We start from the raw sequence: 15,262 nt of genomic DNA, 5'->3' as shown, positions 1-15,262 counted from the left end.
ACACACGGCACAACCAACCAAACGGTCAGCCACACACGTGCACCACCAGGGGGCGTTTGTGCATTGACTATTAGCACGCTGTTGAGTTCTCAAGAATCGGACGCACACCGCATCAGACCTCACGGCCATCCCTCGGGGCAACCCTTCTAACTTAGCAGGTCCGTTTCAGCCGGTCAAACTGGCTGGTTCGGGGCCTGCCTCCCCACGCAGTTCAGTGCCGGTCTGGGCGTAAGCCGTCGACCGTTGCTGGCCTGATTGGGGATCCCGCTGGTCCGGCCGCGCCAACCTTCCGGCTGTCGCGTCCCGCGTTCTCAGCGAGTGGTTGTACGTTAGCCGGTGCCTCGCGAGCGGGTCAAATCGGCCCCTCCTTCAACCACTCGTCAGCGCACGCCGGACTCCGCGGTGAGGGTTCCGGCCTGGGTGTCGAGGGTCGCGTGGGTGCCGAACGGGACGGTCAGTTGGCCACTCCCGTGCCCGATCAGCAAGCCACCGAGCACCGGGATGCCCAGGTTGCCGAGCTTGTCGCGCAGCAGGTCGACGATCGTCCAGTCACCCGGGTTGCCGGTACTGCCGATGAACTGGCCGACCGCGACACCGGCGAGGTTCCGCAGCCCTTGGTTCTGGTCGATCTGGGTGAGGAACCGGTCGACGTGGTACGGCGGCTCGCCGGTGTCCTCGATCACCAGGATCGCGCCACGCAGGCTCGGGAAGTACGAGCTCCCCACTGCCGCGGCGATCATCGACAGGTTGCCGCCGAGCAGCAGGCCGGACGCGCGACCGGGCACTTCGACCGGCGCGGTGACCTGGTCGTCGCTGCGCTTCAGCGTCACCGGCGCAGTGGTCATCAATGCCGCGCGCAGGGCCTCGGCGGACTCCGGTCCCGTACGCGAGTCGTCCCAGTTCATCATCGGGCCGTGGATGGTGCTGACCCGGCAGCGAGCCCACAGCGCCAGCTGCAGCACCGTGATGTCGCTGAACCCGATCAGCGGCTTGGGATCGGCGCGCACGGCCGCGAAGTCCATGCCTTCGACGATGCGGGTGGCGCCGGCGCCACCCCGGCTGGCGAACACCGCTTTGACTTCGGGGTCACGCAGGGCGGCGTTCAGGTCGGCGAGCCGGTCGGCGTCGGTGCCCGCGAGGTAGCTCAGCTTGTCGAACACGTGGTCGCCGAGCTCGACCCGAAGCCCCCAGCTCTCCAGGATCTCCACGCCACGGGCGACCAGGCTCTCGGTCGGCTTGCTGGCCGGCGAGACGACGCGTACGAGGTCGCCGGCTTTCAGAGCGGGCGGCCTGACGGCCGTCGACGGCGTCGTCTCGGCCCCGGGAGCTGACTCGACGGGAGACTGCGCATACGCCTGCCCGGCGCCGGCGGCGATCGGGGCGGCGGCAGCGGCCGCGACTCCAGCGGTGAGCAGGGTGCGGCGGGACACTCCGGACACGGTGGTGCTCCTCTGCTGTGCTCGACGTCCGTACGTACTGGATGACGCCACAGCTGTCCGGGTGGTTTACGAGAGTCGCACCCGTCCTGACCGGTCCGGTGCGGCTACTCGTCCTGACCTGGGTGGTAGGCGCACATCTGGTCGACCGACTCGGTGTCGCTCGCCTGCTTGGTCGGCTTGCCGGTCGGAGACTGCGACGGGGACTGCTGGTCGCTGGGTGTCGTGGCCGGCGCGGTCGGCTTGACCGTCGACGTGCCGGACGCCGCGCTCTGCTCGCTCTTGGCGATGGTGGCGGCCGTCTTCTCGTGGATCAGGTCGAAGTCGGCGTGCGCCGGCCGGATCAGGCTGTCGTCGAAGACCAGGCTGGAAAGCTTCGCACCCTTGACCTTCATCGCCAGGTCGACGAACGCCGGCAGCAACGAGCTCGGGATGTCGGTACGCACGATCTGCTTGGACGCGTCGGCGATCGCTTCGTACCGCGAGAGCACCTTCGCCGGGTCGGCCTGCTGGATGATCGCGTTCATCGTGCAGCGCTGGCGGCGCATCCTGTCGTAGTCGCTGCTGTTCCACCGGCCGCGCGCGAACCACAGCGCGTTGAAGCCGTCCAGGTGAACGTCCTTGCCGGGCTGCAGATAGCCGGACGGCAGCGTCCCCTTCTGGTGGTCACCGCCGATCGCGACCTTCTCGTTGATGTTGACGGTGATCCCGCCGAGCGCGTCGATCAGCTGCTTGAAGCCGTCCAGGTTGATCAGCAGGTAGTAGTCGATCTGGATGCCCAGCGCGCCGCTCACCGCGAGCTTGGTGGCGTCCGCACCCGGATTGTCCGACTGCAGCAGGCCGGGATGCTGCGCCGGAACGTTGCGGTAGATCGCGTTCAGCAGCCACTCCTGCTCTTCGAGGCTGCTGTAGTAGCGCCGGCCGGGATCGAAGACGCCGTTGGGGTACGCAGCGGCCAGTTTCGAGCCGGCCGGGAACGGCACCTGCTCCAGGTTTCTCGGCAACGCGATCAGCACCGTGTTGCCCGTACGAGTGTCGATGCTCGCGACCTGGATCGAGTCGGGACGCACACCCTGGCGGTCGGCTCCGCCGTCGCCGCCGAGCAGCAGCACGTTCACCCGGTCACGGCCGGGCCACGGATCCTCGGCGGTGACGTTCTTCGGCGCGGTCTCGGAACGGATCTTGTCCTGCGGCTTGAACACCGTGTCGAGCAGGTCGCCCTGCACCTCGGCCAGGTGTGCGCCGAACCCGACCGGCAGCAGCACGACCACCGCGAGCAGCGTGACCAGCACCGACCCCAGCCCGCGCGCCGGCGCAGACACCCGCCGCGGCCGCAGGCAACGATGCGTGGCCACGATCACCACGACCCAGCCCAGGCCCAGCACCCACAACGAAGCCCGCAGCCACACCAGCGCCGACCCGTTCACCGCCAGATGCAACAAGTCACTCCGGTCGTACGCCCCCAGGAATGCCAGCACCCCGACCAGCAGCACGAACCCGCCAAGCACCGCGGCACCGATCCGGCGGCGACCCGCCACCAGCAAACCAAGCCCCGGCAACAGCGCGCCGGCAATGGTCCAGCCCAAAGCGGCGGCGTACGAACGGTTGTGTGCGGTCGGCGGCGCCTGCGGGGGTGGCTCGGGCGGAGGCGCCGATCGGGTCCGGGGACTTTCGGGGCTGTGCGTGGTCACCGAGCGCGCGGCCCACGGCTCGCCGGCACCGGGCTGCGCAGGCGGCGACCAGCTGTCGTCGGCCGGAGCAGCCGGCGGCCAGTCGTCGGCACCGGAGTACGCCGCGGCGCCCGGCCATCGGACATCGCGGTCCTGATCCTCGTCGTCAGGGCTCCAATATGAGCCGCGAGGTCCTCCGTACCCCTCCGCCATCCACCCATCCCTCTCGCACCGAACGAGCCCTCATCCGTTCCTGACGTCGACAGACGCTCCAACGTTGCATTGGTACACGATCGAACTAGGAACCGGCCGCCCGAAGGTAGCGCTCGCCGAGCGCGCGGACGTGCTCGACCAGGGCCGACGGCTCGGTGACGTGGAAGTCGAGGCCGAGCATGCCGACGTAGACCGCCATCACCTCGAAGCTGTCAGCGCCTGTGACCAGCACGGACGTCGACTCGTCGACAGCCTCGACGACGCCGACCGTCGGGTTGATCCGGGCCAGCACGGCCTCGGCCGGCGCGGCCACCGTGATCCGGGCGTGCACCTTCCACCCCGCGGCGGCGACATCGCGCAGCACGAAGCTCGTGTAGTCACCGCCCTGGGACGCTGGTAGCACGGTCGGCCGGAACCGGCGGCCGGTCTCCATCCGCAGCGTCATCCAGTCGACGCGATAGGTGTTCCAGTCGCCGGTCTCCGGGCCGCGCGCGACGAGGTACCAGTGCCGTTCCCAGCTGACCAGACGGTACGGCTCGACGAGCACGGGCCAGTCGCTGAACGGAGCGGAGGCGTCGTTGCGCTGCGGGGTGTCGCCGGCTTCGCGGCCGGGCCGGGCGTAGTCGAAGCGCAGCAGCTCCTCGTCGCGGATCGCGGCGGCGATCCTGGCCAGCACGGCCGAGTCGATCACGGGATCGGGGACGTTGGTGCCGGTGTTCTCCGGCCCGGAGTCGGTGGCGGCGTGCAGGGCAGCCACCTGGCGGCGCAGCCGGTGCGGGAGCACCTGCTCGAGCTTGGCCAGCGCCTGCGTGCTGCTCTCCTCGATGCCTGCCACACCGCGGCCGGCGCGCAGGCCGATCGCGACGGCGACGGCTTCCTCGTCGTCGAGCAGCAGCGGCGGCAGCTTGGCGCCGGCGCCGAGGCGGTAGTGACCCAGCGGCCCGCGCGCGGCATCGACGGGATAGCCGAGCTCGCGCAGCCGGTCGACGTCGTTGCGGATCGTCCGCGTGGTGACGCCGAGCCGCTCGGCGAGCTCCGACCCCGGCCAGTCGGGACGGGACTGCAGCAGAGCCAGCAACGCGAGCAGCCGGGAGGACGTTTCGAGCACGTGGCAAATCATCTCACGTATAGGAATCAAATCTTCCTATACGGCTCCTAACGTTCTCTTCATGACGACGAACACGCAGGCCACGGCCGACACCGCCGACATCCGCCCCTTCCGCATCGAGATCTCCGACGCCGAGCTGACGGACCTCCGGGAGCGCCTCGCCCGGACCCGGCTGCCCCAGCCCGCGCCGACCGACGACTGGGAGTACGGCACCCCGAACAGCTACCTCGCCGAGACCGTGGAGGCCTGGCGGACGACGTTCGACTGGCGCGCCCAGGAGGCGCGGATGAACGAGTTCCCGCACTACCTCACCGAGATCGACGGCCAGACCGTGCACTTCATCCACGTTCCGTCCAAGGTCGAGAACGCGAAGCCGCTGCTGCTCGTGCACACCTATCCCGGCTCGTTCGTGGACTACCTCGACCTGATCGGGCCGCTCACCGATCCGGAGGCGTACGGCGGCGACGCTTCGGAGGCGTTCTCGGTCGTGGTGCCGTCGATCCCGGGCTTCGGCTACAGCCTGCCGCTCGACGGCCGCGGCTGGACGATGCGGCGGGTGGCCGAGACGTTCGACAAGCTGATGCGGCGGCTGGGCTACTCGTCGTACGGCTCGCACGGCAGCGACGCCGGGGCGATGGTCTCGCGGGAGCTCGGACTGATGGAGCCGTCCGGCTTCCTGGGGCTGCACGTGCTGCAGCTGTTCTCGTTCCCGTCGGGCGATCCGGCGGAGTTCGAGAAGCTCACGCCCGCCGACTACGCGGCGCTGGAGCACCTGAAGTGGTTCCAGTCGGTCGGCGGCTACAACCAGATCAACGCGACCCGCCCGCAGACGGTCGCCGTGGGCATCGCCGACTCGCCGGTCGGGCAGCTGGCGTGGAGCGAGCTGTTCAACAACTTCGGCAACGGCACCAGCCTGGTGACACGCGACCAGATCCTCACGCAGGTGTCGCTGTACTGGTTCACCAACACGCAGGCGACGGCCGGGCGGTACCACTTCGAGGAGGCGCACGCCGGGACGGAGCCGGCGGTCAACCCGTCGCGTACCGGCGTCGCGGTCTTCGCCGACGACTTCAAGACGATCCGCGCCTTCGCCGAGCGCGACAACAGCAACATCGTGCACTGGTCGAACTTCCCCGACGGCGGGCACTTCGCCTCGATGGAACGCCCGGAGCTGCTCGTCGGGGACCTGCGGGCCTTCTTCCACCGCGCGTAGCCCTTCGCCTCGCGTTCCAAGTGCGGCGCCGATCCGGCGCCGCACTTGCTACGTTGAGGAACAGGACGAATTCCATGTCGGTCGCATGGAAGGAGAAACCCGTGACTGACGCGGCGAAACCCGAGTTCTGGCACAACATCCAACCCGTTACCCAGGTCTTCCGGCCGAACGCGTTGCCCGAGGTCTACCGGCCGAGTACCGACGACGAGCGCTACTACGTTCCATTCACCGAAACGGTCGGGTCACGTCCGTTGCTCATCATGCCGAGCCAGAACCGCTGGTGCGACGTGCTGATGGCTCGCTCGGCCGGGCTGGTCAACCGGCACTACCATCCGCAGCAGGTCTTCGGCTACACGATCTCCGGCAAGTGGGGCTATCTCGAGCACGACTGGATCGCCACCGCCGGCGACTTCGTGTACGAGGCGCCGGGTGAGGCGCACACGCTGGTGGCCTACGAGCACGAGGATCCGATGCGCGTGCACTTCAACGTCACCGGGCCGCTGGTCTGGCTGGACGAGAACGGCGAGCCGGAGAGCTACTTCGACGCCTACGACTACATCGAGCTGTGCAAGGCCCACTACGAGAAGGTCGGCATCGGCGCGGCGTACGTCGACACGCTGATTCGCTGAGGATTGTGGTTGGTGCCCGGGTGGGCGTCAGAATGGGGACGGTGAGCGCCGGTGCCGAGATCGAGCTGAGCGCGGCGGAGGCGCGGGGCGTCGTACTCGCCGCGCAGGGCATGGGCCGGCGGCCGAACGGCCGGATCGACGCCCGGCGCCTGCGGCGTGCGATCGACGACGTCGGCTTGTTGCAGCGGGACTCGGTCAGCGTCTTGTGCCGCTCCCATTACCTGGCGCTGTTCTCCCGGATCGGCCCCTACCCGCGGGCCACCCTCGACCGCCTGGCCTCGCACGCTGACACCGCAGCCGGACCCGCGACGCGGGCCGGGCGCGACCGGAGCCTGTTCGAGTACTGGGGACACGAAGCTTCGCTGCTGCCCGTCGAGCTGCAGCCACTGCTGCGCTGGCGGATGGCGCGGGCGGACAAGCTCGCCGAGAAACCGGCCCGTCTCCTGGCCGCGGAGAAGCCCGAGCTGCTGGAGTCGGTTCTGCGCACACTTGGCGAGCGAGGCCCGATCCGGGCCGCCGAGCTCGCCACACCGGTGCGCAGGGCCGCAAACCCCTGGTACAACTGGAGCGAGTCCAAGATCGCGCTCGACTACCTCTTCTTCGCCGGCCGCGTCTGCGCCGCGCACCGCGTCCGCTTCGAGCGCCAGTACGACCTTCCCGAGCGGGTGTTGCCCACGGCCGTTCTCGACGCCCCGACCCCGCCCGAGGACGAGGCACAGCGTCAGCTGCTCCTCATCGCGGCGGCACGCCTCGGCGTCGCGCCTCGGCGTCGCGACCGAGCCCGACCTCGGCGACTACTTCCGCCTGCCGCGGAAGGATTCCAAGGCGCGCCTGGCCGAGCTGGTCGAGGCCGGCGCCCTCACCCCGGCCCGGGTCGAGGGCTGGAGCGCCCCTGCCTACCTCCCGGCGCGACGGCTCCCCACGCCCGCGCGCGAGGCGCGCGCCCTGCTGAGTCCGTTCGACTCGCTGGTCTGGTCGAGGCCGCGCACCGAACGGATCTTCGGCTTCCGCCACCGGATCGAGCTCTACACGCCGGCCGCCAAGCGGGTCCACGGTTACTACGTGCTTCCGTTCCTCCTCGGCGACAGCCTGGTGGCGCGGATCGACGTCAGGAGCGACCGCGGTGCGGGGATCCTGCGGGTGCTCGGCGCGTTCACCGAGCCGGGGGCCGACCCCGGCACGGTGGCGCTGGAGCTGGCGGACGAGCTACGGGTGCTCGCCGGCTGGCTCGAGCTCGACCACGTCTCGGTGGCCAGGAACGGCGACCTCGCCGGCAAGCTCGCGAAGGCGGTAACCGCCGCCCAGGGTCACTAGACTCGTGCCGGAAGCCGGGAACGAGTCGGCGATGCCGTGTCCTGCCTGCGGCGCCGATGCCGCACAGAGTACGGATCCCGCGAACCTGGATCGCAGTGTCTGTTACTGCGGGCACCCTCGCTACTACGACCAGAAGCACCTCGACGGCTCGTGCCCGTGCATCACGGCCGATCCGGAGTAGCAGCCGGCTCGTCCAGCTCGTCCAGCTCGGCCAGCAACAGCAGCGATCGTGCGATGTGAAACGGATCCTTGACGGGCAGGGCGACGGTGGCCTCCAGCGGGCTGCCGTCTCGTTGCCGGATCTGGGTCCACTCCTCGCCGGGGCCGTTCGGGAACGTCGCCAGCGTGTACGTGCGCAGCCGTTCGTACCACTCGGCGACGTCGGCGCGGCCGGTCTGCGCGCTCAGCAACGCCGTCGTGTAGAGCGCCTCGGCGTGCGGCCACCACAGCTTGGTGTCCCAGGTGCCGACGACGAGCGCCTCGTAGCCGTCGTCGGTACGCCGGCCGCGCGGCTCGCCGCCGTCGCGGTCGACGAAGCGCAGCAGGCCGCCGAATTCGGAGTCCCAGTCGAGCTCGAGCGCGTGGACCGCGATGTCGCACAGGTCGTCGGCACGGTCGGCGAGCGTTCCCGGCGCCAGGTCGGCGGCGTGCCGCAGGAACCACAGCGCCTCGAGTACGTGGCCAGGCGCCCGGTGCCGTGCCAGCAGGGTGTCGTCACGGGCGGCCACCAGCGGCGGCATCTCCGCGACGTCCGCGCCGGACACATGCAGCGCCGAGATCCGCGCCACGGCGTCGCGTACGACGGCCAGCGCCCGGTCGTCGCCGATCGCGCGGTAGACCTGCTCGCCGACGCCGGTCAGGATCATCGGCAGCGCGAACGAGGCGTGCCCGGCCGGCACGGGGTAGGGCTCGGACTGGAACGTTCCCGCCTCGATCCGCTCTGCCGAGCGCACCAGGATCCACACCGCCAGCTCGCCCCACGCCGACTCGGGCCAGATCCGGCCCATGCCGGCGTACCCGAGCGCGACGAACAGGTCGGCGAACACGCTGGCCATCCCCTCGTCTCCGGTGGGCCGGCCGGCGCGGTCGGTCACGTAGACGGTCGTTCCGTCCCCACGCAGTGCGTTCAGACGGACGAACTCCGCGGTCCGCTGCGCGTGCGCGAGGTAAGGCTCGGGGTCGACGTCGAGGATCCCCCCGTTGGCGGCCGAGGCGACCTGCGTCATCAGCCAGATCCAGCGGCCCTGCGACCAGGTGTACTTGTCGGTCGACACCCGCTCGGTGCCGGCGTTGTTCCAACAGGTGAAGACGCCGCCGTGCTCCTCGTCCGGCCCATGCCGAAGCCACCAGCCGAGCACGTCGTCGATCAGGTGCCGGCGTGCCCAGGTGGTGTCCGGCCGAGGATCAGGCACGGGAGACCTCCAGCTCTTCGTCGGTGTCGGTGCTCAACGCGTCGACCAGCTCGTCCGACCGACCGTTACGCCACGGCCGCACCAGCCCGACGACGACGTACACCAGAAGCGAGACCACCACCGGCCCGCCGACCTGGACGGCGGTCACCAGATCGGGCGCGAGTGCGGCGACCTGACCGTCGACGACGTACCGCGTGATCACGAACACCAGCAGGCCCGCCGCCCACGACGAGATCGCGGCGCCCGGACCGCACCGCCGGAACGCGGGCAGCAGGCCGAGCAGCATCGGGATCGCGATCGGACCGACCAGACCGCCGAACCACAAGATGATCAGCCCGAGCACGCCGCCGAAGCTGTCCGCGGTGAGCGCGATGACCATGCTGAGCGCGATGAACAGGAACACGCTGATCCGCCCGATCCGCAGCTCCAGCCGGCCGGTGACGCCGCGCACCCGCTTCCAGGTCGCCGGCAGGATGTCACGCGTGACGACAGCCGAGATGGCGTTGGCGTCCGATCCGGTCATTGCCATCGTGTGCGAGAACAAGCCGGCGAGGACGAGCCCGACCAGGCCGGTCGGCAGCAGCTCCTGGGTGAGCAGCGCGTACGACTGGTCCGGCTCCTTCAGGCCTGGCAGCAGCAGCGGAGCCGCCCACATCGGGAAGAACATCACCAGCGGCCAGACGAGGTAGAGCCCGGCGGAGAACAGCGCGGCCCGCCTGGCCGTGCTGCCGGTCGGCGACGCGATGAAGCGTTGCGCGAGGTTCCAGGTGCCGCCGTTGTACGACAGCGTGTTGATCAGCAGGTAGACGAGGACGAAGAGTGGTGTGTACTGCCCGCTGAACGGCTCGGCGTTGCCCTCGGGCAGGTCGCCCCACATCGTCCAGATCGCCGAAACGCCACCCAGCTTGGCGAGCACGGCCACGAACAGCACGCAGCCCGCGATCAGCTGGATGACGAACTGGCCCAGGTCGGTGAGCGCGTCGGCCCACAGGCCACCGATTGTGGAGTAGACCAACGTGACGCCGCCGGTCAGCAGGATGCCCCAGATGAGCGGCACGCCCGCGAACACGTTCAGCAGCAGGGCGGTCGCCGTCCACTTGGCGCCGACGTCGAAGACCTTCAGGGCCGTGCCGCTCCAGGCAAGCAGCTGTTGCGTCGGGAGGTTGTAGCGGATCCGGAGGTATTCCAGCGGCGAGATCACGTTCAGCCGCCGGCGGAGGCGCGGCCATCTCGGCACGAAGACGAAGGCGCCCACGACCATCGCGAACGTGATGCCGATCGCCCACCAGACGTACAGGACGAAGCCTTCGGTGTACGCGATCGCGGCGTAGCCGACGAACACCGCCGAGCTGTAGCCCGACATGTGGTGCGAGATGCCCGACAGCCACCACGGCATCTTGCCGCCCGCGGCGAAGAAGTCCTTCGCGTCGTGGATGCGCGCCTTCGCCCACAGGCCGATGACGACCATCACGACGAAGTAGCCGCCGACCACCAACCAGTCGAGTACTCCCATGAACGTCTCCCTCCGGTTGGCGTCGGACTTTCGGTCCACGATGTTTCTGTTTCGATGTTTCTTGGGCTACGGTGCCGTGCAACAGGTCGCACGTCAAGGCCGGTGCGAGCGCGCGCCCGACGATCAACCACGTCACGGCATCACCGGGTGTGGAGGTCGACTTGTCCGGGCGACCTACGAGGCCGGGACGCAGCCGGGCGGAGGCGATCCTCGAGTCGGGTGCGACCGCGCGGTAATCGCTTTCGACGACCTGCTGGCGCAGGGTATTCTCGCCGGGCTCGCCGCCCGGGGGATCGCTCCACGGTGTCCGCTCCAGGTGGCAAGGCCGGCCGGGCGACGCGCGGCAGGTCATCGAGACGACGTTGGTGCGGCGGCAGACGATCGCGGCACCGGGCAGGAGCGCACGCCATGGACACGCCCGCGACTGAGCTGAAACGCCGGCAGCTGTTGGGATTCGTCGAACGCAAGCTGGCGCCGCACGCCGCCGTCCGCGGCGTGGTCGCCATCGGCAGCCTCGCGACGGGCACCTCGCGACCGGGATCCGACATCGATGCGTATGTGTTCCTGTCGCCGTTCGACCCCTATCTCGTACCCGCTGAGTCGGTCTGGCGGCCGCGCGACGACACGTTCCACACGATCTTCTCCGACGACCCGACGCTCGACGAGGAAGGCATCCAGCTCGACCTGCACCGGGTCGACTTCGAGGAATGGAGCTCGCCCGGTTTCGAGTGGCCGGAGCCGTCGCGGGCGGAGCTGGCCGGCGGGTGGCTCGCGTACGACCGTGACGGTGAGGTGGCGCGGCTGATCGCCTTGCGGACGGCGTATCCAGACGACCTGCGGCTGCGGATCCTCGACGACGCGATTCCGTTGATCTCCGATCACCTGGTCGAGGACACCCTGATGCGGACCTGGGAGTCGCTGGGCCCGGTGGTGGCCGGTGACCGGCTGCAGGCGGTCTACGAGTACGTCGTGAAGGCACTGTTCGCCTACAACCGGCGGTGGCGGGGATGGCGCAACCGGGAGATGTCGGCGGTGCTGCGGCTGCCGTGGCTGCCGGAGGGTTTCGAGCAGCGGATCCTGGGGGCGGCGGTGGCCGGCGGGCACGACCTTGCCGCGTACCTCGAGCGGGCCGGCGTGCTCAGAGAGCTGTCCGAGCGGCTGATCGGGCGGCTCGTCGACGACGGGGTCTACGGGAGTGGCGAGCCGGTCGACGAGGCGTTCATCCGGATCCATGACGAGCCGGGACGAGCCTGGAACATGGACGACTGGAACGCGGAGCACGCCAGGCGCGGTTGACGCGGTCGGCACGGTTGGCACGGCCGGTGTGGTTATCGGGCTGGGTGGTCCGGCGGGACTTCGATCCGGAACACCTCGGCCAGACCGGAACGGCTGAGGACGTCGCGGGTCCGGCGGTTGGCGTTGCGTACCACGACCGAACCGCCGCGGGCCCGGCAGACGCGGTGTGCACCGAGGAGTGCGGCCACGGCCGTCGACGACAGCCGGCGGACGGCGCTGACGTCGGCGACGACGAAACGGGCACCGGTCGCGAGGTGCGTGCGTAGCTGCCGGTCCAGGCCGTTCCGGCCCTCGATCACGGTCTCGTCGCCGATGCGGACGATCGGGGCGTCGTGGGCCTGCGAGTCCTCAGCGCTCATGGCGCCTCCTGCGACCAATCGGGCTGATCATGCTGGTGTCGCGGCTCTCGCGACGCGGTTGGCGAGTACGAGCGGCGGCGCGTGGTCGTGGCTCGTTCCGGCGAGGCCGGCCAGGACGAGCCGGTCGCGTACCTCGCACGGATGGGTCGCCTGGACGAGGGCGCGCGGCAGGCCGCCGGTGAGCTCGCCGGGCTCGGGCGTGGCCGCGAGCCAGTCGCGGTCGGCTACTTTGCCGAGGACGTTCAGCGGGCCGGCCACCACGTTGTCCTCGCCTTCGGTGGTGACCTGGCGGACGACGGCGGAACCCCACCGGGCCAGCTCGACCTGACCGGTGACGAACAGGTCGACGGCGACGAGCACGGCTCCGTCCGGCTGGCCGCGCCTGGAGAGCAGGACCCGCAGCGAGTCGAGCGAGTCGGAGACGCTGAGGCCCGCCCACAGCAGCCGCGCGGCGGCCAGCCGTACGTGCCTGGCGACGCTCGGCCGGTTACCGCCGGACGCCGGCCGACACAGCACCACCCTGATCCGGTCGGCCGCGGCGGCCGCCACCGTGATCCCGGTTCGCCCCGAGGTCAGGCAGACCCGCCAGCCCCCAACAGCGTCCCGGAGGCAGTCGCCGTGCTGCCGCGGCACCTGCGTTCGAGGGTTCGCCGCGGCGCTCATCGAACGCCGGCTCGCCAAGCCGGCGGCGAGTGTGGTGTGGCGGCCACAACACTTCCTTCCTGCTCCTCCGCCACGATGCTTTCGACCACGTGTTGCGGCTGCCGGTGCCATTGCTTTGCGATCTCATGACGATGGCCGAAACGTGACGACCGGCAGTTGCGCGACCAGCTTGCGCCGGGCCTGGTCGGTGCCGTCATAGGGCCAGCCGGCCAGCCAGCTGAGGCCCTTGTTCACGACCGGCCGGATCGCACGGTTTCGGTGTTCGTACTCCGCGATGACGGCGAACGCCTCGTCCTCACCGAGCTCGCGGTGGGCCGGCCGGAAGCCGCGCCGCCCGGTCTCGACGCGGACGGCAGGATGGGCCCGTAGGTTGCGGTACCAGTCGGTGGCCGGGCCGAAGCCGGCCACGACGCTGACCTCGCCGGTCTGCTCGTCGGCGCGGACGACCTCGAGCACTGTGTGGTACTCGCGGCCCGAACGCCTGCCCACGTGGGTGAGCCGCAGCAGCCGCCGGCCCAGCAGCCATCCGAGGTGGTGGTCGTACAGCACGTTCGGCAGCCGAAACGCCCAGCGCAGGAACGGATTCAGCCTGGCCATCAGTGCGGCCCTCCAGCCGGGGCGGTGTTCCGGGCACGTTGCCGCGCGGCCGCTGCCAGCTCGTCGATCAGCGCGGTGGACTTGCCGAGGACCGCGCCGGTGACGTAGCGGTTGAGCCCGGGCAGCCCCGCCACCCTCAACGCTGCCCGGCGGACGAGCAACTGGCGGCGCGACTCGGGCAGGAACCAGCGGGCGCCGCTCCGGGCCGTCTTCTGCTTGCCCGCGACGAACGGCCGCCAGTCCCGTTCGTAGCGTTCGAGCGCGGACTCGATCGAGTCGCCGCCGGCGAGGTACTCCGCCAGCAGGAACGCGCCGGCGAGCCCCACCGACGCCCCCTGCCCGGCCAGCAGCGACAACGCCTGGCAGGCATCGCCGGCCAGCGTGACCCGGCCGGAGCTCCAGCGCGGCAGCTCGACCTGCGCCACCACGTCGTAGTAGATCTCGGCGCCCGCCGGTGCCTGGTCCAGCGCCCGCGGCACGAGCCAGCCCATCGAGGCGTACTCGCGGCGCACAGCGGCCGCCGGGTCGGCGGGCAGCGCGCGATCGGCCGTGCGGTGGACGGCGAACACCGCGACCTGCCCGTCGCGCAGACCGTAGAGGCCGAACTGCTGGCCAACCGTGTCGGTCAGGCAGAACCTGCCGTCCATCTCGGCGTGCAGGGCCGGATCGTCGAAGAGGTACGCGGCCGTGTGCATGCCGAGCTGACGGACGAACTGCTCCTCGCCGCCGAACGTCAGCCGCCGGACCGTCGAGTGGATGCCGTCGGCCCCCACCAGGAGGTCCGCGGTCAGCGTGGTGCCGTCGGCCAGGCCGAGCCGTACCCCGCCGGGCTCGTTGCCGATGCTCAGCAGGTGGGCGCCGAAGCGCAGCTCCACCCGGCCGGACAGCTGCTCCCGCAGCACGCGCTCGAGATCGGGCCGCATGATGCTGAGCAGCCGGCCCTGCACGGCCTTCGCGAACGAGGTGTAGTCGACCGCGGCCCGCCTCCGGCCGCGCTCGTCGACGTACGTCGCCTCCTCGATGTCGTACGCGACCTCCCGCAACCTCGGCAGGATGCCGATCGCCTCGGCGGCGTCGTAGCCGGGACCGAAGAAGTCCATCATGTAACCCTGCGTCCGTGGCCCGGCCGCCTTCTCCAGCACGACGACTTCGGCGCCGAGCGCGTCCAGTCGTACGGCCAGCGCCAGCCCGGCGATTCCCGCACCGCAGATCACGACCTTCATGGCTGTCTCCCCTTTCGCTTCGCCCGCGGCGGAGCCTCAGTCGGTACGAGAGTCCGGCGCAGCACCGGGGCGACGGCCTGCGCGTCGAGGCCAGGGTCGAGCGCGCGGTGCAGCATGACGCCGTCGATGGCGGCGGCGAGTACGGCGGCGGTCGCCTCGGGCGCGGCCACGCCGCGCTCGGCGAGCGTGCGCGCGAGCTCGTTCCGGAACGCGTCGAGTACGCCTCGAACGGCGTCGTGCAGAGCCTGGTCGCGCGTCGCGGCGAGGTAGGTCTCGACGAACAGCAACGACATCGGGTCCGTGCCGGTGTAGCGCTCCAGGCCCTGGAGGATCAGGTCGAGGACGCCCTCGGCGTCGGCGGCATGGTCGAGCGCGCCGCCGAACTCCTGGATGAGCCCGTGCATCGCGGCCACCGTGGCCTCGCGGAGCAACGCCTGCACCGACGGGAAGTGGTAGTGCACCACGCCCGGAACGACGCCGGCCCGTTCGGCCAGCGCGCGGGTGCTGACCGCGGACCAGCCGCGTTCCGCGACCAGCTCCATCGCCGCGGCCATCAGCCGCTGCCGGACCTCACGCCCGCGTTCGGCGTTCGTCACCATGTTGTGGCTCGCCTCTC

At 70.3% G+C, this 15,262-nt stretch carries 14 protein-coding genes and 1 pseudogene; 5 read left to right on the top strand and 10 right to left on the bottom strand.

The features are described from left to right. Positions 1–380: 380 nt before the first annotated feature. The 3 genes from ACYVF6_RS10670 to ACYVF6_RS10660 form a co-directional block, all read right to left on the bottom strand. Complete coding sequence (locus ACYVF6_RS10670; RefSeq protein ID WP_460519381.1) at positions 381–1,439, bottom strand: S66 peptidase family protein; 1,059 nt, start codon at positions 1,437–1,439, stop codon at positions 381–383. A 104-nt stretch (positions 1,440–1,543) separates the two neighbouring features. Then, positions 1,544–3,319, bottom strand: a complete 1,776-nt coding sequence (locus ACYVF6_RS10665; RefSeq protein ID WP_460519378.1) for an LCP family protein — start codon at positions 3,317–3,319, stop codon at positions 1,544–1,546. An 85-nt stretch (positions 3,320–3,404) separates the two neighbouring features. Next, positions 3,405–4,427 carry a helix-turn-helix transcriptional regulator gene (locus tag ACYVF6_RS10660; protein ID WP_460519375.1) on the bottom strand — a complete coding sequence of 341 codons (1,023 nt, stop codon included), beginning with the start codon at positions 4,425–4,427 and terminating at the stop codon, positions 3,405–3,407. A 61-nt stretch (positions 4,428–4,488) separates the two neighbouring features. Between ACYVF6_RS10660 and ACYVF6_RS10655 the strand changes: the two genes are divergently transcribed. From ACYVF6_RS10655 to ACYVF6_RS10640, 4 genes and pseudogenes are all read left to right on the top strand, one after another. Continuing rightward, positions 4,489–5,640 carry an epoxide hydrolase family protein gene (locus ACYVF6_RS10655; RefSeq protein WP_460519371.1) on the top strand — a complete coding sequence of 384 codons (1,152 nt, stop codon included), beginning with the start codon at positions 4,489–4,491 and terminating at the stop codon, positions 5,638–5,640. 101 nt (positions 5,641–5,741) lie between these two features. Next, the gene (locus tag ACYVF6_RS10650; RefSeq protein WP_460519368.1) at positions 5,742–6,269 is read left to right on the top strand and encodes a 2,4'-dihydroxyacetophenone dioxygenase family protein; all 528 of its coding nucleotides are present in this window, start codon (positions 5,742–5,744) and stop codon (positions 6,267–6,269) included. Positions 6,270–6,301: 32 nt separating this feature from the next. Beyond that, positions 6,302–6,976: pseudogene (locus ACYVF6_RS10645) on the top strand (DNA glycosylase AlkZ-like family protein); the annotation flags it as partial. Positions 6,977–7,073: 97 nt separating this feature from the next. Then, positions 7,074–7,583, top strand: a complete 510-nt coding sequence (locus ACYVF6_RS10640; RefSeq protein ID WP_460519431.1) for a DNA glycosylase AlkZ-like family protein — start codon at positions 7,074–7,076, stop codon at positions 7,581–7,583. A gap of 161 nt (positions 7,584–7,744) precedes the next feature. On the opposite strand, the gene ACYVF6_RS10635 is transcribed toward ACYVF6_RS10640, so the two are convergent. Then, the gene (locus ACYVF6_RS10635) at positions 7,745–8,995 is read right to left on the bottom strand and encodes an AGE family epimerase/isomerase (RefSeq protein ID WP_460519365.1); all 1,251 of its coding nucleotides are present in this window, start codon (positions 8,993–8,995) and stop codon (positions 7,745–7,747) included. Further along, positions 8,988–10,508, bottom strand: coding sequence for a sodium:solute symporter family protein (locus ACYVF6_RS10630; protein ID WP_460519362.1), 1,521 nt, complete (start codon positions 10,506–10,508; stop codon positions 8,988–8,990). The genes ACYVF6_RS10635 and ACYVF6_RS10630 overlap by 8 nt, the downstream gene beginning before the upstream one ends. 408 nt (positions 10,509–10,916) lie before the next feature. On the opposite strand from ACYVF6_RS10630, the gene ACYVF6_RS10625 reads away from it, so the two are divergent. Beyond that, the gene (locus tag ACYVF6_RS10625; protein WP_460519359.1) at positions 10,917–11,804 is read left to right on the top strand and encodes a nucleotidyltransferase domain-containing protein; all 888 of its coding nucleotides are present in this window, start codon (positions 10,917–10,919) and stop codon (positions 11,802–11,804) included. 32 nt (positions 11,805–11,836) lie between these two features. On the opposite strand, the gene ACYVF6_RS10620 is transcribed toward ACYVF6_RS10625, so the two are convergent. From ACYVF6_RS10620 to ACYVF6_RS10600, 5 genes are all read right to left on the bottom strand, one after another. Beyond that, positions 11,837–12,163, bottom strand: coding sequence for an STAS domain-containing protein (locus ACYVF6_RS10620; RefSeq protein ID WP_460519356.1), 327 nt, complete (start codon positions 12,161–12,163; stop codon positions 11,837–11,839). A 27-nt stretch (positions 12,164–12,190) separates the two neighbouring features. Next, positions 12,191–12,826: a hypothetical protein gene (locus ACYVF6_RS10615; protein WP_460519353.1), complete on the bottom strand. Its 636-nt coding sequence runs from the start codon at positions 12,824–12,826 to the stop codon at positions 12,191–12,193. Between the two features lie 123 nt (positions 12,827–12,949). Beyond that, positions 12,950–13,423: a PNPOx family protein gene (locus ACYVF6_RS10610; protein ID WP_460519350.1), complete on the bottom strand. Its 474-nt coding sequence runs from the start codon at positions 13,421–13,423 to the stop codon at positions 12,950–12,952. Then, on the bottom strand, positions 13,423–14,646 hold the full coding sequence (locus ACYVF6_RS10605; protein WP_460519347.1) for a Rossmann-fold NAD(P)-binding domain-containing protein: 1,224 nt from the start codon (positions 14,644–14,646) through the stop codon (positions 13,423–13,425). Before ACYVF6_RS10605 ends, ACYVF6_RS10610 begins: the two co-directional genes overlap by 1 nt. After that, positions 14,643–15,245, bottom strand: a complete 603-nt coding sequence (locus tag ACYVF6_RS10600; protein ID WP_460519344.1) for a TetR/AcrR family transcriptional regulator — start codon at positions 15,243–15,245, stop codon at positions 14,643–14,645. Before ACYVF6_RS10600 ends, ACYVF6_RS10605 begins: the two co-directional genes overlap by 4 nt. Between the last annotated feature and the right edge of the window lie 17 nt (positions 15,246–15,262).

The organism is Flindersiella endophytica, assembly GCF_054779015.1.
This window is presented reverse-complemented; position numbering and strand designations above follow the sequence as displayed.

Coding starts and splice junctions, on each gene's coding strand:
- ACYVF6_RS10665 (WP_460519378.1), bottom strand. CDS start 3,319: ATGGCGGAGGGGTACGGAGGACCTCGCGGCTCATATTGGAGCCCTGAC.
- ACYVF6_RS10655 (WP_460519371.1), top strand. CDS start 4,489: ATGACGACGAACACGCAGGCCACGGCCGACACCGCCGACATCCGCCCC.
- ACYVF6_RS10630 (WP_460519362.1), bottom strand. CDS start 10,508: ATGGGAGTACTCGACTGGTTGGTGGTCGGCGGCTACTTCGTCGTGATG.
- ACYVF6_RS10625 (WP_460519359.1), top strand. CDS start 10,917: ATGGACACGCCCGCGACTGAGCTGAAACGCCGGCAGCTGTTGGGATTC.
- ACYVF6_RS10620 (WP_460519356.1), bottom strand. CDS start 12,163: ATGAGCGCTGAGGACTCGCAGGCCCACGACGCCCCGATCGTCCGCATC.
- ACYVF6_RS10615 (WP_460519353.1), bottom strand. CDS start 12,826: ATGAGCGCCGCGGCGAACCCTCGAACGCAGGTGCCGCGGCAGCACGGC.
- ACYVF6_RS10610 (WP_460519350.1), bottom strand. CDS start 13,423: ATGGCCAGGCTGAATCCGTTCCTGCGCTGGGCGTTTCGGCTGCCGAAC.
- ACYVF6_RS10605 (WP_460519347.1), bottom strand. CDS start 14,646: ATGAAGGTCGTGATCTGCGGTGCGGGAATCGCCGGGCTGGCGCTGGCC.
- ACYVF6_RS10600 (WP_460519344.1), bottom strand. CDS start 15,245: ATGGTGACGAACGCCGAACGCGGGCGTGAGGTCCGGCAGCGGCTGATG.